Source organism: Rheinheimera mesophila (genome assembly GCF_000986865.1).
In the GTDB taxonomy this organism is placed as follows: Bacteria; Pseudomonadota; Gammaproteobacteria; order Enterobacterales; family Alteromonadaceae; genus Pararheinheimera; species Pararheinheimera mesophila.
Map to the genome: position 1 here is coordinate 40,863 of NZ_LAVS01000096.1, position 17,949 is coordinate 58,811.

Genomic DNA, 17,949 nt, shown 5'->3' on the forward strand with positions numbered 1-17,949 from the left:
TGTTGCAGCGAGAATATAAGTCGCAAGGGCGCGATCTCGCCCGCACCCACTCTCCGACTTAATTTTTCTTAGTTCAGCTTCTCCTGCCAGAAGATTTGCCGCTTGTTGCCGCGGAAACGACCAAAAACAGCTTCGGCAGTGGGGTTTTCCATACTGCTTCCATTCCAGGGATATTTCATGAATTCTAATTCAACAGGAATTTGATACTCCAGCCCTGCCATACCCGGCACATTCGGCGCAGGAATAAACAAATGCTGGTATGGGTTTTCGCCTAATTCCATAGCCCCAGCAACTCCCCCCTTATTTGTGGTAACACCCGTAACCCACAATTTGTCTGGGGTAAATAGACTGCAATTATCTGCAGTGTTTCTCACAAATCTATCACGATTCCAATACTGACTTTGCAGCACTATAGGCAAGTCTTCGTCTTCCGGACCTGAAGCATTCAGCAAGGCAAAACGGCCATAACGCATATCCAGAGTTCCACTGAGAGCCACAGCTACACAGGCGCTGCCGCATACTCCTGCACTGGTTGGGTTCATATTTTTTATTTCCAAATCTCTGCCATCCAGAGTATCGGTAAGTTTAACGCCAGCCATCAGCGCTGGATAAGGACCGTCCGGAGTCGTCAGTTTGCTAAAACTTAGGTTGTTCTGTGAGAAGGTATATTTACCTTGGCTCCAACTCGAGACGGCAACACTGGCTCTGCTGCTGAGATCGGTGCCATTGTCCGCATTTTCCAGCACCACCGAAGGTACGGCGAGCACACCATAGCCTGGACCGTAGTTTTGTGTCACAGCACCAACCAGATTTTTAGCCTGAAGCTCATACTCCAGCGTCACAGCAGGTTGCCCCATATAACTGAAGGTTGAGCAAGTATTGTTGAAGGATGAGCTGGCTAATGAATAGTGTTTTGGGAAAAAACGCCCGACTGTATAGGGCACACTACTCAATTGAGCCCCTGCGCCCGTTGCCAGATAATTATTATCTCCAACTCTGCCCAGCAAACTGATACTACCCACCTCATTCCAGCTAAAACCAGTGCTATGAAATCTATTGCTATAAGTCCCGCTATTGATCTTGGTAAAAGCTGTACCCGAAGTTAAAGTGCCGTTACTACCTCCCACTGGGTGCAATAATTGGCCAAAATCAACAGCAACAGTTTCGGGGCTGGTCTCGTTGCCATAGTTAGGGGTGATAGCTCCAGATGCATTTACCGGGGAAACATAGACCTGAAAGGCTTCTCCTGCTGCAATAAATCCAGCACCAGTGTCTAAAGTTTGCGGGTTAGGCGCATTGGCTGGATTTGCAGTCGCAGAGGACAGAGCTGTGGTGACATTAATCTGGTAAGGCCTTACCACAAATGCATTAGACTCCTGACTTAATGACAAAGCAGGCTCATTGCCTGAAGCAGCAAGCTGAAGCTGGGCATATAGTTTGACTTGCCCAACATCGGAATACTTAATATTAAATTCCGTCTCCGCAGAACTTGAATTAAAACAGCGATTTAAGCTGGTGTATTGAGTCACACCTGAAACAGGATTTGCACTTATCGCATTAAAATTGGGGCTGGTTGAGCAGCTTGCTCCATTTGCCGATTGCACAGAGTCATTGATTTCAAAGGTTTGACCCGCAACACAACTTGTCGGGTTTACACATTGATAAGCAAATCTGACTGCGCTGGCTGGAGTGACTCGCGCAACACAAGCGCCCGTATTTGTATCAGTGCGAACAACCTGCAACTTCACCTTGCTGGCACTCTGAGCACCCGCGACCTGATTCGGAATTGTGCTAAAACGCAACCCCGTATTCTGGAACGTCATGCTACAAGCAGCATCCACTGAGCTTCCTTCTTTACAGACCGCTGCAGCGCTGGTTGCGACACTGGATGATGCGACACTGATCACCGAATCACCACTGGCTGTTTTACTCAGGTATTTAGTAGCCAGACCATTACTTAAGGTCACCTGATTTCCACCCACCCAGGACGCAATGTTGCTGGCGTTTAGAGTTAAAGTAGCAGCCCCGGTATATAAAGTAGAACAACTCGCATCCGCACAAGCCTTGATTGTTACGGCTGAAGATTCGCAGGTTAATCCCTGTACCGGATAACTCAGTTCAAAATGGTGGACACTTGGCCCTATCTCAACAGGTGTCGAGGGCTTTTGCGTACAGACCTGAATATTAGTAATTTCATGAAAATTGGTATTGTCGCCTGTAGAACCAGTGTAAGACAGCAACAGGTTTGCCGGCGGTGCAGGTTGTCCCAAACTGAGTAAATTTGATGAAGTCAGTAACGTGCTGTAACTGGAACCACCAGCCAGACGTCTTTCCAACTGGAACGAAACCGTTTGCGGGCTTGAGATTCTGGAATCAATAGTAATTCTGTATCTGTCACCACGGGCAAGAGTACTACCTGTAGCACTCAAAGTGGGGGATAAGGTATTGGTGCCTCCCAGCCAGCCATAGTTTGTGCTGCTCGCCGCCCTGACGCCAATGGCCTGAGGCCTTGCTGTTGTACCACCAACCCGACCCTCTGTAGCCTGAGAGAAATTGCCAAATTCGTCAAAGCCTATGCCCAACCAGCCACCGGCAAAACCATTTTGCGCCGGACTGACATTAGTCCGCTGTGCATAACCTAAACTGCCGCCATAACTACCGGGTACGGGAGTGACAGCAGCATCAGACAAGACTAAAGCAATACCATCAGCTCCGGAGCCGCCATACGCATAATGGTCAAACTCTATGGTCATTTTATTACCGGCCGCAGGAAAACTGCGTTTGAAAGTAATAGAAGTGGCCTGATTTATAGTATTTTCAGTCAGTCGCAAACGATTGGGCGAAGTTCTTAACGACGGAGGCGTGCTGTTGCGCTGGGTTAAATACCAGTTGGTGTCATTAGAAAAATTTTCAGTAAAACATTCACTGACACAAGTCGCGACTTGTTCGTACATTGTTTTAATATCAGACGCGCGCAACTCCCGATCATAAAACCTGACTTCGTCAATCTGGCCACGGATACCTGTGGTTCCGTCCGGTAAAGCCCCTATCGCCAGGTTACCTGTGCCGTCATTCGGCGTTTTTGCATTGGTGTTGTCACCTATGCTGTTGTTCGGAACATCATCCACCAGTTGATTATTCACATACAGCCGCATCCGCCTGTTATCCTTGCTGTAGCTGAACGCAATATGCTGCCACTGATCGTTAAAAATCGCCGTACCACTGGTTTCGACAAAACGTACAGTCCCCCCGGTCATCCGGATAGAGAATCTCAAGTTACCGCCCGACTCGCGGGTTAATTGAAAACGACCAGCTACACCACTGACAGCGCCACCATACGCCATAATAGTCTGGCTACCGGATGCCTGAGCCGCTGCACTCATTTTTAGCCACAGGGTAAAACCAAATTCATCGCTGTCGTGAAAATAGCTATTTCTGGCAATATCTACAAAAGGATTAGCAGTAGCTCCAACCGCCTGAAAATCGCCATAAGTACAGGAGGCTGGTGATGGAAACAACTGAGCGACCACAGCACCATTCACAGCACGACCATGTTTGGTCTCCAATGAGGAATCTTTTACCTCACCGCTGGTGCCATTCCACAGCACTTCATCAAAACGCCAGTAGGCATCTCTGGTGACAGTAGCCACGCCACCACAGGCATATAAAGGCTCATCAACAGGAATACAGGAACCCACTACCTCACTGCTGCCGTTGACATAAACTTTGTCGTAGTCAGGTGTGACTAAATCTCCATACACTTGCGAATTATTTACCGTAATACTACCGGACACTGAGGTGACCAAAACCGGAGAAGTGTCTGACCCCAGTGTACTGTTATTGATAGTGACCGTACTGGCGCTGGTGATAGAACCACTGGTCATAGTGACATTGTTCACTACAGCCGGGTTATTGGACGTCATGGTGTAGTCACCTGAGATAGTACCGCCTGTGATACTAATACCAGACTGCACCGTAGCACCGCCGGCCAGGTTGGTATTATTGGTGGTTAAGGTACAACAAGGGGTTGTGATCATGCCGGTAACCGAGCCACCGGTCAGGTTTAACGCCCCGTTGGTACTGGTAATATCCGCTAAGAAAACATCATTATTGGTGGTGATACTCCCGCTGATAGTGACATTGGCATTGTAAGTGCTGTTACTGGTATTCAAAGTTCCATTCGTCACTGTCACTGTTGAGCTGTACTGACTGGCGGAGCTGGTAATGCCATTTCGAATACTGACGGCACCACCAACAGAGCTGCTACTGACAGACCCCGTGCCTGAGGTTGTTAAACTTCCGCTTAAACTGGTATTGGTCAGTGTAAGGCTGCCATAGGTAGCCAGAATACTACCCGTCTGATTCAGGTTCTGCACACTGACGGCAGCCTCAGAGCTGATATTACCTGTGATACTGGCACGTGCCGCATTGCTGGTGCCCTGCACAAGCACACCACCACTTTCGGTTTGAATAGTGCCAAAAAGCTGAGTTTGGCCATAAATCTGGATTTGACCAAAACTACTGACCAGACTGATGCGGTTAGTGCTACTGCCGATCAGGTTATTTGTGGCCGTAATACCAGCGTTGGCGGACAAGCTAATGCCTGAGCTGGTATTGGTTGAAATTTGGTCGCCGCTGGCAAAGCTGATTTGGCCCGAACAGGTGAAAGTCCGGCTACCACCACTGTAAGACCAGGTTCCACTGCAAGTGCCACTGCTGTTTAATGAGGCCAGATTGGTTGGACTGATATTGAAGTTAATAGTGGCGGCAAAAGCAGGCAGATTCGCCAAAAACAACAAGCTGGCAATCAGCCACACCGATAATTTCATACAGCTACCTCACTCTTTCGCAAAAGAGTATCACTACAGATCACAGCTTTATTAGTTATAGCACCCACTATTGCCAGACTTCCATTTCTATAGTGCGGGAGGTTTGGACTCCATCAGCGCCACACTGGCCTGTACTGACTAACCAAAAATGAGTCACTGCACCTGCCGTATCTGCTCTTTCACGACAACTGACGTGTGCAGTACAGTTATATAGCCCAGCAGTATAAAAAGATATCGTAGGAGACAACATAAGGTTGACTGTCTCACCGCTTTGCAATGACACCGGACAACTAGTTGTTACTGTTGCAGAAGAGAGCGGAAACAATTCTGTCAATGCGTACTCCATACCACTTTGGGCGGCAAAAAAGCTACGCGTTCCCTGAGCTTCGTAAGATACTCCCTCAGATGAAGCTGTTAATAATTTAGACAAAGCAACCACGAGCAATAACATCACTACACTAATAAAAACAGCGATTACCAGTGCGCTACCTCTTTGCGATGAAGCTGAGTAAGCACCAAAATTAAGGGACATTGGGAATATGCACCTCTTGGTTGAAGAACAAATCATCGCCAAAATCTGATTTAAACTTGAGTATGATGTGTACAACAGAGTTTCGCTGCAAAACAGCTGGCGCAATAGTAAAAGGCTGGAAACCGTCTTGCTGCAGGTCTTCAGCCATCAAAACTCCCCCACTTGGATTCATCACTTGCTGGGTTGCTGTCACCGCATAATTATCGTATCTACGAAGCTGACTACCGGCCACGCAATAAGAAACAGGGCTTGAGGGCATCAGGTACATACGCTGGCTGGACGACTGCGCCGGGAAGCGATTGGATGCGATAGCTAAACTGACAGTGCCATTTGTAGCAACAGGATTAGCTGTGATCTGAACTGTTCTTTTTTCCGCTACAACTGAAACTATATCGCTATAAATATGACCTGAAAGCGTAGGATAAATACTGACGTAATCCCCATTCTTAACAAGAATATTATCATTTGAAGCGTTTGCATCCTGCCATTCAGGCGCAGCACTGTAAAATGTCAAACTGGTCCCTGCACTATCAAAAGGAGCAATCGAATAACGGGCGGCTGCACTCAGGGGCATAAATTCAATACAGCTTCCCAGAATACGCACTGAGTTCGGCACTACATTCCTCAATTCTCTGGTCAAGCGTTCTATCGCAAACCTACTCTGACTTAGTAATTGTGCACGTTGGTTAACTTCAGTGTACATACGAACTCCGAGGCCAAGATAGCTGGTGGTCAGAGTACCTATTATACCCAGTACCAGAACAACCAAAATCAACTCGACCAAAGTGAAGCCATTATTTAGCTGAGCTTGCTGTCTGGACATCACCAGTTACCTTTATAGGCGGAAAAATCGACCTGTTCACCAGCAGGCGTTACAATAGACACTGTTATTTTTTTCGCTCTTCTTTCGTTTGTTGTAACCGACAGTTCAGTCCCGGCATAACGCACGTCTACACAAATTTTGTAGCTTTGGTAATAGCTGGCAAGTGCCTCATCAGCTTCCTCATTTCCACTGCCGAGTACATTTGCAATATCTGCTCCGGTACCCACATAAGCATGGAAATCATCAACATCATCAAAAGAAGTTCTGACTGTTTCCTCGCGCCAAGCTGAGCAGCCACCAGTCTGTTCACAAGGTTGCTGATCGCGACACGCTAATACAGGAGCATCACTCAGCAGTAATAGGTTATTACAAGAAGTCGCTCCGGGTTCAGGCTCAGTCCCCGCCTCAGCGTCACATCTATATTCTCCTCCGGCTTTATCGGATGCTTCGTCGAACGCTCTTGCCATAATTTCATTTAAAAAGCTCTGCCCGAGCTCTGCTGCACGTACCTGATGCCAGGGATCGGAGCTGCGTTTATACAAAGGTCCTAAAGCGCTGGTAATTACTACAAGCGCAATAGCCAGAACAACAATACCAATAATAATTTCAATCAGAGTAAAGCCTGCACTGTATTTTTTCAGTTGCATACTCCCCCCTGGACAATGGCATGAATATAGCCTTGTGATTCAACACAAATATCAAGAATGCTATCCGCTGAAATGCGTACTCTGTAGCCTGAGCTTGTTGGTAAAACAGGCCTTCCATTAGCGTCAAAACTCAGAATCGAACTGGGTAACACTGAATTTCCGTCATAACTGACCAAAGATAGAGTTACATTTGAATCCGAGGAACTTTGGAAATAAAAAGCAGAATCAGGCGACGCAACACAACCATTTATAGCTTGCAGCGCGATCACTGAAGAGGAAAGTTCAAGATTATGACACCCTCCTGAGGTTTGTTGCATAGCTCTTATTTGGACAGTTTGCAGCAAGCTAACTATTTGATCGCGCGCTACAAACTCAGAAACTCCATCTTTGCCAACAAAACGGGGCAATAAAGTGACGGTTAATATGCCAATTAACAGAACCACAATAATAAGTTCTATAAGCGTAAAACCTGAAACCCTAGCCCGTATTGTTGGCATAGCGAGTACTAAAGCTTAGTTACAACCGTCTGTGACTTTGCCCAAGGCTCTGCGAAGTACGTCATCGCTTGTATCACCAGCAGTACCGTTGTCATCTACATAGTTAACCACATACACATAACAACCAAGGTCTGCCGCTGCTGTTGGAGCACTGTAGCCAGCAGGAAGAATCAAAATTGCATCACGTTGATCTGCCGCAGTAGCGGTAAATTTGCCTGTTGTTTGATCGATACTTGCATTAAATACTGCTGTAAAATCAGTAGAATCTAACAACTGAGCCCATTCAGTTTCATCACCTGTGTTTGTGCTTGGCTGCCCCTGAGCTACATTAATAGTTAAAGTACCATCAGTCACCGTAGCGGTAGAAGCTGCTACATCAACACCCTGCAGTCTCGCCTTACCATTGATCAGACTATTGATACTGATAACAGACGCTTCTACAGCATCTAAGGTTGCAGCACGGGCATCACCAGTCAGATTCAGAAAACGCGGCGCTGCTGTTACAGCCAAAATACCTAAAATTACGATCACGATAATCAGTTCAACTAAGGTGAAACCTTGTTGAGTTTTATTAATAGCTTTCATACTTCTTACCTCTGTTTATAAATTAAAATCTGTTAATTCGGTCTATTTTTAAAAACATTCACAGCTCCAGTGGCTGGATTGTAAGTGAAACCATTCAAGTCCGTTGTAACACCTGCCGCCGGTATTGCTGCCAGACCATTGGTTTGGTAGTAGAAACACTGGTTATTGGTTGTGCCGGTCCCTTCCTGCACAAATAAGCTGAAGCCGGTTAAGTCATCCAGATCAAGAGCTGGCGACGTTTGAGCTATAGCTCTTGGAGCATTTTGCATAATGTTTTCTAATACATTCAGACATTCAGCATGAGTAATAGATGCATCAGCGATAGTTGTATCTGCTCTGCTATCACCTGTTGGGAAACCAGCGATAATACCAGTACCAGCTTCAGCATTTACACCAACAACCACACCATCTACAGTGATAAAAGTACCATCAGCAGATAACGTGCCACCACCAGTGTCAAAATTACCTGAAGGACGGCCGTCAATTTCCCACTGGCCGCGCACTAAACCTACTGCGGACGCAAAACCACCTGCGATACCATCAATAGATGCGTCTTCAGCATCATCAGTAATAGCCAAAAAACGTGGCAATGCTGTTGCTGCTAACAAACCTAAAATAATCACTACTATGATAATTTCGATAATAGTGAAACCGCTTTGTCGTCTCATTCTGTTAACCCCGTATCTTTATTTGTTAGTTTATCGCTAATAGCGCCTATTTTACTCAGTATTGTCAACTTGTCTTATATTTTTTTCATTTTTGCCGATTATTTGCTAACCACCTTTATAAGCATTCAGCATATCCCACATCGGCGTAAAGATACCCAGGGCTAAAACCAGCACCATAGCTGATACCACACAAATCAGAATAGGCTCTATTTTTGCCGTTAGCGCTTTCAGGTCATATGCCACTTCTCTTTCATAAAAAGAAGCAACTTCTGTCAGCATCTCGTCTACCTGCCCTGTTTCTTCACCTACGGCTAACATTTGCAGCACCAAAGGTGTAAATAACTCACTTTGCACCGCCACTCTGAGTAAGCTTTCACCGCGCTCTATATTTTTCCGCATCTCGCGGATTTTTTCTGCCATATAGTCGTTGTCTACCGCCTCAGCGACCAGGGTTAAAGCTGAGGTTAGAGGCACACCGGCTTTGAGCATCATAGAAAAACTACGGCTAAAGCGGCCTAATGTCGCCCGCACAATAATAGAGCCCATCAAAGGTGTTTTTAACTTCCAGTAGCTCCATTGATAACGGCCTTTTTCTGTCTGTAAGTAGAGTTTCAAAGCCCAGATCATGCCAATCAACACAGCCAACATCCATTGCCAGTAATTAACAAAAAGGTTGGAACTGGCCAGAAGCACCTTGGTTGCCCAGGGCAACTCCGTATTAAATTTGGCAAACATAGTGGCAAATTGCGGTATCACCAGCATATTCATCAGTACCATGGCGACCGCAATCGCAAAAAGTACAAAAGTGGGATAACGGGTGGCTTGTTTAATTTGCTTTTTGGTTTCCATTTCCTGCTCAAAGTAGCTGGAAAGTTGCAAAAAGGATTCATCCAAACGACCGGTGTTTTCACCCACATGCACAATAGACACCACTAACCGACTAAATATTTTTGGGTGCTGTGCCATAGCTGCCGACAAAGTACGACCTTTTTCTAACTGCTCGGCTAAATCTAACAACACGGTATTTAACGCGGAAGAACTAGTGCTTTCGGCCAAACCAACAATAGCGCGGATAATAGGAATACCGGCTTTCATCAGCGAGTACATCTGACGCGAGAAAATTATCAGCTCGGTCATGCTGACCCGCTGCCAGGGCCAGACGATAGCAGCACTGGCCTGTTTTTCTTCCTGTAGCTGAATTTTTATCGGGATCTGGCTGCGTTTAAGCAGAATATCTGCCGCCGCCATTTCACTGCCGGCTTCTATACTGCCGCTTACCGACTGACCTTGTCGGTCTCTGGCTATGTAGTTGAAGGTTGCCATTAGCTGTATTCCTGCACTGGATCAGCGCTGTCTGCCGGCTCTTCCAGTTCAAGGTATTCAGACACTTTAATCACTTCGTCTATACTGGTCAGGCCCTGCATCGCATAATCCAGCGCCATATCGCCCAGCGGCCGGAATCCCTCGTTAATACGGGCAGCACTGGCAAAACCCTCTGCATCGCCACGACGCAACGCATCGGCCAGCTCGCGGTTCATTACCAGCAACTCAAACACCCCAATACGGCCTGAATAACCGGTATGGTTGCAGTTCTGGCAGCCTTCACCATGCCAAAACTCTTGATCCGCCGCGATCTGTTTGTGTTGCAGCCAACTGATTTCAGCAGAATCCGGTGTATAAGGCTTTTTGCAATGTGGGCATAAACGTCGCACCAGCCGCTGTGCCAGAATGGCGCGTAGTGCACTGGCGACTAAATATTCAGCCGCACCCATATCAATTAACCGCAAGGTGCTACTGATCGCATCGTTGGTGTGCAAAGTGGACAACACCAGGTGACCGGTGAGGGCGCCGCGTAAGCCAATTTCTGCTGTTTCCTGATCACGCATCTCACCGACCATGATAATGTCCGGATCCTGACGCAGGCTGGTTCTTAATACATTACTGAAAGTCAGGCCAATTTTGTGGTTGACCTGCACCTGATTAATACGGGGCAAACGGTACTCCACCGGGTCTTCCACCGTAATAATTTTATTGCCTTCTTTGTTCAGTTCGCTGAGCATGCCGTACAAACTGGTGGTTTTGCCTGAGCCTGTGGGGCCAGTCACCAGAATCATGCCATGTGGTGTTTTTAAAATCCGGCGCAAGCGTTTCAGCAATGCGTCCGGCATACCGGTTTGTTCCATCGTCAGCAAACCTGCAGATTGGTCCAGCAAACGCATCACCACAGACTCGCCATACTGCACAGGCATGGTCGACATCCGCACATCTATAGTGCGGCCTTTAATTTTGATTTGAAAACGGCCATCCTGAGGTAAACGTTTTTCCGAAATATCCAACTGCGCCATCAGCTTTAACCGTAACACCAAGGCCGGCACTATACTGACTTCTTTTAAGACGTTTTCTTGCAGCACACCGTCGACGCGCTGACGAATGCGCAGCAGTTTTTCGTCCGGCTCTATATGAATATCCGAGGCCCGCACCTGCACTGCGTCTTCAAAAATGGACTGCAGCAGTTTGACTATGGTGTTCTCGTTGTCGGTCGGATCGCTTAACGCGCCAAAGTCCAGAATATCGGTTTCGGCATATTCTTCTTTGAGCTGAGTGGCAAAACTTTCAATCTGTTTAGTGCGGCGGTACAAACGGTCGAAAGCACTAATGAGCTGACTTTCCCGTACTATTGCAATGGAGATATCTTTCGGCGCCAGCATAGGTGCGATTTGGTCCAACACGGACAGATCCGCCGGGTCGCTCATGCCAAGCAACACGGAGCTGCCTCTGTCTTCCAGCACTAAAGCCCGGAACCGACGGGCATGTACTTCAGGCAATAAGGCAACCGCCTTGGGATCAATTTGCTGCTGACTAATATCCAGCAAATCCACTTTAAGCTGTTGCGATAAAAACTGCAGCAACTGATCTTCGGTCAAAAACTGCATATCAATCAGGCTGCTACCCAGTTTGCGGCCTGTTTTTTGTTGTTGCGCTAACGCCTGTTGCAATTGCTGTTCAGTGATGATGTTTTCATGCACTAACAAATCGCCAAGCCGCATTTTAAGTCTGGGTTTTAACATAAAATTACTCTAGTGCTGCGATACGCTTTTTGACATAGTCCAGACTTTGGGCTGACAAGCCAAAGCCATTGACAGCCACCTGGCGGTAGGCATGCAATGCTTGCTCTGATTGCGACATCGCATCGTAGCTTAATGCCATGCCGAGCCACCACCTCGCCTGTTCCGGTTGTTGACGGGCCAATTGCTGAAACACTTGCACAGCTTGGGCGTGCTGGCTGGTTTTTTGCAGCGCTGCAGCTTTTAAGGCGTAAAAATCGGTGTAACTCAAAATATCAGGTTCGTACTGCAAATAGCTTAATGCTTTGGCCCAATCCTGTTGTTTCAATGCTAAAGCCGCTGACGCCATAGAAAGTTTTGGATCTTGCACTCCTACTGCACTGGCCTGTTCCAGTAGTTGCAAAGCGCCGGCGTCATTGCCCTGAAGTTGAGCCAACCGCGACAACTCTAAATAAGCTTCAGTTTGGGAAGGGTCAAGCTGCCGGATTTGCTGCCATAACTGCATCGCCTGAGCCAGATTTCCAACGGATTCAGCTTTTTTTGCTTTGCTTTTCAGCAGATCTTTTTGTTGCTGCGGACTCAGTTGTACTTTCTCAATCGCCAGAGTGCGGGGTTTCTCCGAAACTTGGGGGGGCTCATTCCAGTCAGGTTCGATCACAGTTTCAGACTCAGCGCTAAAGTCACCACTTTGGTCAAATTCGTTTACCTGCACTTCGTCTGTCGCTGCGGTATCTGCAAACGAGCTTTCATTGCTGGCCGCAGCCACAGGTTCAGCCACTACCACTTCAACAACACGCTGCTGCGCCACAGGCTGGTTGACAAAAGGCTGTAATTCAGTTTCTGTTACGGCAACTGGTTCTGTTGTTGGCTGTTTGGCCAGTTGAGCAGCAGCTTCCGGGGAGACGCGGGCTGCTACCACATCCTGCAAACGCACAGGCTCTGTCGCAGCAGTACTGACGGCTGCCAGACTTTGCGCCTGCGGCACCAGTTCAGTGACCGCAGCTAACGGATGCACTTGTCCTTTTTGCACTTCAGCAGCGGTAACGGCTTGTTCGGTATGAATAGAAAAACGCTCCATATACCAGGCCTGGCCACACCAGCCCGCTAAAAGCGCCAACGGCACCGCAGCCCATAACAATAGATGAGATTTACGCTGAGGTTTAAAGCTGACAAAGCCTCTGTGCTGTTGCTGCTGTTGTTGTTTGTCTAAATCGCGCAGCATTTTATTGATGACACTCATAACCACAACTCCCGATAGTGCCAGGCAGCAGCCGCCAGGATGAAAACGACAGAGACCAGCACTCCAAGCAGGATAGGGTTGATGAAGGGTTTGTGCTCCTGCACATCTTCCGTATCTTTTGCGGCATAACGTAAATGTTTGGTGTCCACCTGCAGCTTATTTTCGCCAAAGGCTAACATCAGCCCCTTATGACTGAGCACATTGACTAACCGTGGGATCCCTCTGCTGTATTTCCAGATGGCCTTTAACGCACCGGGAGAAAACAGTGGTTGTCGTACACCCGCTATTTCGCTGCGTGTGCTGACATAGGCCTGAACTTCGTAATAGGTCATACCGCGCAACAGATAAGAAAAACTGACGCGTTGACGTAACTGACGGAATTTGTAGCTGGCCAAACGCTTATCCAGCTCGGGCTGACCAAACAGCACCACCTGTAATAATTTACGTTGCTCAGTTTCGAGATTGGTTAATAAACGCACAGCTTCCAGTGTATCGTCAGGCAAAGCCTGTGCTTCATCGATAATCAGCACGACTCTTTTGCCTTCAGCAGCCAAGGCCACCAGGCGGTGCTGCAGCAACTGCACCAACTGTTGATTATCTATCGTATCGGCCTGCTTTAATCCAAGCTCGGTGGCAAAAGCCCAACGTAATTCCAGCGGAGACAAATAAGGATCGGGAATATAAGCAATCACCCAATCCTCCGCGGCTTCATTCATCAGTTTGCGGCACAGCATAGTTTTGCCTGTGCCCACTTCCCCCGTCACCTTAATAAAGCCTTCACCTACATTCAGCGCTGTGGTCAGCACTTCTAAAGCTTCATGATGCTGAGGTAAATCGACATAAAACGCCGTGTTTGGAGTTAAACTGAAAGGAGGTTGCTGTAAACCAAAGTGGCGTAAATACAACATAATCAGTTCTTCGGATACCATTGATCAATCAAATCGGCAGACTGCTTCAGTTGCTGCTGCATAGCACTGCCGGACGATACGGTAGGTTTGATCAGAATAATCAGCTCTTTTTTCCGCTCTACTTTACTGATATTGGTGAATAATTTACCCACTAATGGCACAGAACCTAACACAGGGACTTTAGATTCAGTGTCGCTGATAGTGGATTGCATTAAGCCACCTATCACAACAATTTCACCATTGCGGGCTTTGATAATAGTATCGGATTCGCGGATATTGGTTTGTGCTGAAGGCAGCGTGTAAGCACTGGTGCCTCCTAAGTTGATCGATTTGCTCAGCTCTGTGGTTTCAGAGACTGAAGGATGCACGTGTAAAATCACATCTCCATCGACGTTAATCTGGGGAGTGACATCCAACGCGATACCAGAGAAAAAAGGCTCCAGCTCAGGGATCGGCACATCTCTGGTGATGCCTGTTCCTGTGCCTGTGGTATCCGCCAGGTTCGAGCTGCTGCTGACGCCTGTGACATAGTATTCATCCGAACCAACTTTGATCACCGCTTTTTGGTTATTAATAGCAGTGACGCGGGGGCTTGACAGCACCTGTGCATTGCCCTGAGTTTCCAGCAGGTTAATCACACCACTAAAATCATCGCCCTCAAAACCTATACTGCCTAAGCCACCGATCTGAGCGGTAATATTATTGCCCAGGGTAAAGCTGTTATTGCTGAAATTGATATCGGTCGAACCTATAGTGCCTGCGATTTGACTCCAGTTAATACCTTGCTGATAGTCATCATTTAAAGTCACTTCAATGATTTTAACTTCCAGTATCACCTGACGCTGCAAACTGGCTTCGGTCTGACCTAAATAAGCCCGAACGGCTTCTATTTCAGCAGGCAAACCACGGACAGTCACTAAACCAGCCTGCGGACTGACAACAACAGCTCTGTCAGGGCCAGAGCCCATCACCCCTGTAATAGCTTCTTTTAGATCTTTCCAGAAATCGGTCTCGCTGGAGCTTTGTACTGAACTGCCGTTACCTTGCCCGCCCTGACCGTTCTGGTTATAGCCGTTTTGATTCGTGTTGTTCTGGTTGTTGTTATTCTGGTTATTGTTTTGATTATTGAAATTACCGTTAGTGTTGCCGTTTTGCGATGACGAAATACCACCAGCCGTTACCGAAATAGAGGAACTGCCTGAGCGCTGCATCAATAAATAATTCACCGGAATAGTTTCAGTACGTAAACCACCAGGCATCACTTTGTAAATAGAACCTACCTGCTGGATATGGTAACCATACAGTTGTTCAACAACGGCAAAAGCTTCGTTGAGTGTGACTTGTTTTAAATCCAGCGTGATCTGGCCCGATACAGCCGGATGAATAGCCACACTGTAGTCTGTATCTGCGACTAAAGAGGTAAAAAAATCTGCCACATCAACATTAGCGGCGGCGACATTAAAACGCGGTTGAATAGACTGGCCTGGTTGCATAGGTGAGGCCAGCGCTAATATATCCTGAGTGACACTGTCTGGCACCACAGGCGCCGCAGCCTTAGGTTGCTTTTGCGATTCAGCTAAAGCAGCTCTGGCCTGCTGTGGCACCTTAGTGTCCTGCATGCCCTGACAGGCCGCTAAACCCAGACTGATGAAAGCTAATGTGAAATAGTTTTTCTTAAAATAATTCATTGAGTTTTCATCACTTTAAACAAACTTAAGGTTAAACGCTCATTGGCTCGCTGCAACACCACCTGTTTGCGGTTAATGCTCAGCACTGTGTAGCCGTCAATTTCATCACCCTGTTGCACTGACTGCCCATTGACCAAGGCTCTGTACTGGCCCTGCACATTTTTGATCAGACCCAGTTTAAATTCAGCGGCAGGGTCTGCCACAGCCAGATCGGCCCCCACAGTCACAGGCACGGCCATCGCCACGTCGGGTTTTGTTGGGTCTGAAGCGGCTTGCACAGCAAGACTCAACAGCATAGATAAGCTACAACTTAATATAACTTTCATGATCGCTCACAGTCAGTAAATGCAAAGTCAGCTCTGCATCAGGGTATTCAGTGACCTTATAGTCAATACTTTGCCAGCCTAAAGACCAGGACAAGGCATCAAGCCGCTCCAGCACCGCTGTTAATGCAAAATAGCTGCCCGTCAGAACCACTACTGTCGAGTGTTGATAAATAACAGCTTTATTGTCAGTTCCCTGCTCTGCAAAGGTTAAAGGCACGGGTGGATTCGCCATCACGGATTTCATTTTTACATTATTGCTACTTTTTAACACATCTTGCAGTACAGATGCCATGCGCTCTGAACCGATAAAGTAGCTAGTCAATTTGGAAATCTGCTGTTGCAGTTCTTGCTCCTGCTGTTTCAGACTCTCCAGTTCAGTTTGGTACCCCGCATCAATATCGACTCCGGCTTGTTGTTGCAGTGCCGTTAAGGTATTGCTGTTCTGTTGTATGGTCAAAGTGGCGCTGGTAATTTGCTGCTCTACTTTGCTTAGCTCTTCAAAAGCCGGGACCAGAAGTTGCAACATAAAAAGCCATAAAGACAACAGCAAAGCACCGATCAACGCTGTGTATTTTTCTCTTTCTTTTAACGCGCTAAAACGTTCGGACAACTGTTGCCATGCACTCATGGTTTAGCCTCCGCAGTGGCATTCGCCGCCGAAGACGTTACTTTAAAAGCTAAAGCTTCAGTGTTTTCTACTTGTTTGATTTCAAACTGAGAAAAGCTGTGGCCTTTAAAAAATTCTGTGCCACCTAACTTGTTCAACCACTGGGGTAATAATTCAGGTTCAGTGACAAAACCGCTAAACTGGCTGTTGTGCGCACTTAAACTGAAGCTACCTAACCAAAAACCCTGTGGATCTATACCGGCCAGATACCGCAATACCGGCGAATACTGCACTGAAGTTTTTAATTGCTCACCTTGCACAAACTGCAACAGCTTTTGTTTTTGCGCTATGGTCTGATTTAACTCGGTACGCTGCTTCACCAAAGCCGGAGACGGCTGGCGATTACCCAGCGTGTCCTGCAGTTGTTTTAACTGCTGCTCCTGGCTTTTCAGTTGTGCCTGCAACGCCACAAGTTCAGCTTGTTTCGAAGCCGCCTGTGCGTTCATCAAAAGGCCGGCTGCCAGCAGCACAGCACAGAGCCCTACAGTGCTGCCCACTAACAACTTTAAGCTGATTTTCTCTTTCACAGGCTGTAAGGCCTGTACATAAAGGTTAACCCGCAGCTTCAAGGTTCACCTCCCGTTGCGCACACAGTGGCTCTATGGCGCCGGCTAATGCTAACCAATACAGACTAAATTGCTCTGCGGACATCTGAACACCGGCATCTTTCGCTGACAGAGCAAAAACCTGAGAAAAACCATTTTGCACAAACAATTGGACCACATCACTCTGGATATTGCTGGCCAATAACAAAGCGATCTCTCTGACCGGAGCCTGCTTTAGCTGCCCTTCGAAATAATCGATAGACCGCTGTAATTCCAGCAGCAGGTTATCAAATATTCCCTGTTGTAATTCATCCAGGCTGTAGTGATCCAGACGATTAAAGCCGCGTAAACGCCGGGAGAAACAAAGATGGCCCTGCTGTAAAATTTGTACGGCTAAATCCTGACCATTCTGATGAGAAACCAACATCAGCGCCTGATTTTTAGCGGGCAGTAAGTTGCGTGCCAGCCACTCTTCCGGCTGGATCCCAACTAACTGCAGTTTGTTTTGCGTAAACAACGCCACTATATCGGCCAGCCAGCTTTTGGAACTGACCACTACATTCACTTTGCTGCCCTGCAATTGGTTTTGCAAAGGTAAATCCAGATAATCCAGCACCATATCATCATCAGGCAAAGTCACTAAGTCTTTGATAGTCCAGGGCAAGGCTAAGGAAATCTCTTCATCAGGCACTGCAGGTTTGTCAATCTGCAACACCATATAACGTTCAGGCGGTATCACTAAAGTACACTGACAATCCGGTGGTAATTTTGCAGCGACAGCCTTAAAAGCTGCGGACAATTGTGCGGCAGAGCTGAACTGTTCCTGGAACATCTGCTCAACCCGGGGTTCAGTTGCGGATTGCTGGATCACAGCAACAACCTTTAAACTAGTGGCAGACAGATGAATCCCAGCAAACACATTGCCTGGT

The 17,949-nt window shown here is 47.3% G+C and carries 16 protein-coding genes; all 16 read right to left on the reverse strand.

Going from position 1 to position 17,949, the window contains the following annotated elements:
• Positions 1-68: 68 nt before the first annotated feature.
• The 16 genes from SD53_RS16765 to SD53_RS16835 all read right to left on the reverse strand — a co-directional run bounded on the left by SD53_RS16765 (position 69) and on the right by SD53_RS16835 (position 17,891).
• Positions 69-4,829, reverse strand: coding sequence for a DUF8613 domain-containing protein (locus SD53_RS16765; protein WP_046521343.1), 4,761 nt, complete (start codon positions 4,827-4,829; stop codon positions 69-71).
• Positions 4,830-4,896: 67 nt separating this feature from the next.
• The gene (locus SD53_RS16770) at positions 4,897-5,361 is read right to left on the reverse strand and encodes a PilX N-terminal domain-containing pilus assembly protein (protein ID WP_046521344.1); all 465 of its coding nucleotides are present in this window, start codon (positions 5,359-5,361) and stop codon (positions 4,897-4,899) included.
• Complete coding sequence (locus tag SD53_RS16775; RefSeq protein WP_046521345.1) at positions 5,351-6,184, reverse strand: prepilin-type N-terminal cleavage/methylation domain-containing protein; 834 nt, start codon at positions 6,182-6,184, stop codon at positions 5,351-5,353. Before SD53_RS16775 ends, SD53_RS16770 begins: the two co-directional genes overlap by 11 nt.
• The gene (locus tag SD53_RS16780) at positions 6,184-6,831 is read right to left on the reverse strand and encodes a type IV pilus modification PilV family protein (RefSeq protein WP_046521346.1); all 648 of its coding nucleotides are present in this window, start codon (positions 6,829-6,831) and stop codon (positions 6,184-6,186) included. The genes SD53_RS16775 and SD53_RS16780 overlap by 1 nt, the downstream gene beginning before the upstream one ends.
• A complete protein-coding gene (locus SD53_RS18420; protein WP_082101906.1) occupies positions 6,822-7,328 on the reverse strand; it encodes a pilus assembly FimT family protein in 507 nt (168 codons plus the stop codon). The genes SD53_RS16780 and SD53_RS18420 overlap by 10 nt, the downstream gene beginning before the upstream one ends.
• A gap of 15 nt (positions 7,329-7,343) precedes the next feature.
• Positions 7,344-7,913 (reverse strand): prepilin-type N-terminal cleavage/methylation domain-containing protein, encoded by a 570-nt coding sequence (locus SD53_RS18975; protein WP_052749443.1) that lies wholly within the window; start codon positions 7,911-7,913, stop codon positions 7,344-7,346.
• Between the two features lie 32 nt (positions 7,914-7,945).
• Positions 7,946-8,581: a prepilin-type N-terminal cleavage/methylation domain-containing protein gene (locus tag SD53_RS16790; protein WP_046521347.1), complete on the reverse strand. Its 636-nt coding sequence runs from the start codon at positions 8,579-8,581 to the stop codon at positions 7,946-7,948.
• Positions 8,582-8,686: 105 nt separating this feature from the next.
• Positions 8,687-9,904: a type II secretion system F family protein gene (locus tag SD53_RS16795; protein ID WP_046521348.1), complete on the reverse strand. Its 1,218-nt coding sequence runs from the start codon at positions 9,902-9,904 to the stop codon at positions 8,687-8,689.
• Positions 9,904-11,649 (reverse strand): GspE/PulE family protein, encoded by a 1,746-nt coding sequence (locus SD53_RS16800; protein WP_046521349.1) that lies wholly within the window; start codon positions 11,647-11,649, stop codon positions 9,904-9,906. Before SD53_RS16800 ends, SD53_RS16795 begins: the two co-directional genes overlap by 1 nt.
• Before the next feature lie 4 nt (positions 11,650-11,653).
• Positions 11,654-12,886, reverse strand: a complete 1,233-nt coding sequence (locus SD53_RS16805; RefSeq protein ID WP_046521350.1) for a tetratricopeptide repeat protein — start codon at positions 12,884-12,886, stop codon at positions 11,654-11,656.
• Positions 12,883-13,815: an ExeA family protein gene (locus tag SD53_RS16810; protein ID WP_106693167.1), complete on the reverse strand. Its 933-nt coding sequence runs from the start codon at positions 13,813-13,815 to the stop codon at positions 12,883-12,885. Before SD53_RS16810 ends, SD53_RS16805 begins: the two co-directional genes overlap by 4 nt.
• Entirely contained in the window at positions 13,797-15,482 is a 1,686-nt protein-coding gene (mshL, locus tag SD53_RS16815; protein ID WP_046521351.1) for a pilus (MSHA type) biogenesis protein MshL, read from the reverse strand. The genes SD53_RS16810 and mshL overlap by 19 nt, the downstream gene beginning before the upstream one ends.
• Complete coding sequence (locus SD53_RS16820) at positions 15,479-15,808, reverse strand: hypothetical protein (RefSeq protein ID WP_046521352.1); 330 nt, start codon at positions 15,806-15,808, stop codon at positions 15,479-15,481. Before SD53_RS16820 ends, mshL begins: the two co-directional genes overlap by 4 nt.
• Entirely contained in the window at positions 15,786-16,436 is a 651-nt protein-coding gene (locus SD53_RS18140; RefSeq protein WP_052749444.1) for a hypothetical protein, read from the reverse strand. The genes SD53_RS16820 and SD53_RS18140 overlap by 23 nt, the downstream gene beginning before the upstream one ends.
• Positions 16,433-17,044, reverse strand: coding sequence for a hypothetical protein (locus tag SD53_RS16830; protein WP_046521353.1), 612 nt, complete (start codon positions 17,042-17,044; stop codon positions 16,433-16,435). The genes SD53_RS18140 and SD53_RS16830 overlap by 4 nt, the downstream gene beginning before the upstream one ends.
• Positions 17,028-17,891 carry an MSHA biogenesis protein MshI gene (locus SD53_RS16835; protein ID WP_125060863.1) on the reverse strand — a complete coding sequence of 288 codons (864 nt, stop codon included), beginning with the start codon at positions 17,889-17,891 and terminating at the stop codon, positions 17,028-17,030. The genes SD53_RS16830 and SD53_RS16835 overlap by 17 nt, the downstream gene beginning before the upstream one ends.
• Positions 17,892-17,949 lie beyond the last annotated feature (58 nt).

Coding starts and splice junctions, on each gene's coding strand:
- SD53_RS16775 (WP_046521345.1), bottom strand. CDS start 6,184: ATGTCCAGACAGCAAGCTCAGCTAAATAATGGCTTCACTTTGGTCGAG.
- SD53_RS16820 (WP_046521352.1), bottom strand. CDS start 15,808: ATGAAAGTTATATTAAGTTGTAGCTTATCTATGCTGTTGAGTCTTGCT.
- SD53_RS16765 (WP_046521343.1), bottom strand. CDS start 4,829: ATGAAATTATCGGTGTGGCTGATTGCCAGCTTGTTGTTTTTGGCGAAT.
- SD53_RS16790 (WP_046521347.1), bottom strand. CDS start 8,581: ATGAGACGACAAAGCGGTTTCACTATTATCGAAATTATCATAGTAGTG.
- SD53_RS16805 (WP_046521350.1), bottom strand. CDS start 12,886: ATGAGTGTCATCAATAAAATGCTGCGCGATTTAGACAAACAACAACAG.
- SD53_RS18975 (WP_052749443.1), bottom strand. CDS start 7,913: ATGAAAGCTATTAATAAAACTCAACAAGGTTTCACCTTAGTTGAACTG.
- mshL (WP_046521351.1), bottom strand. CDS start 15,482: ATGAATTATTTTAAGAAAAACTATTTCACATTAGCTTTCATCAGTCTG.
- SD53_RS16780 (WP_046521346.1), bottom strand. CDS start 6,831: ATGCAACTGAAAAAATACAGTGCAGGCTTTACTCTGATTGAAATTATT.
- SD53_RS18420 (WP_082101906.1), bottom strand. CDS start 7,328: ATGCCAACAATACGGGCTAGGGTTTCAGGTTTTACGCTTATAGAACTT.
- SD53_RS16800 (WP_046521349.1), bottom strand. CDS start 11,649: ATGTTAAAACCCAGACTTAAAATGCGGCTTGGCGATTTGTTAGTGCAT.
- SD53_RS16810 (WP_106693167.1), bottom strand. CDS start 13,815: ATGGTATCCGAAGAACTGATTATGTTGTATTTACGCCACTTTGGTTTA.
- SD53_RS16795 (WP_046521348.1), bottom strand. CDS start 9,904: ATGGCAACCTTCAACTACATAGCCAGAGACCGACAAGGTCAGTCGGTA.
- SD53_RS18140 (WP_052749444.1), bottom strand. CDS start 16,436: ATGAGTGCATGGCAACAGTTGTCCGAACGTTTTAGCGCGTTAAAAGAA.
- SD53_RS16770 (WP_046521344.1), bottom strand. CDS start 5,361: ATGTCCCTTAATTTTGGTGCTTACTCAGCTTCATCGCAAAGAGGTAGC.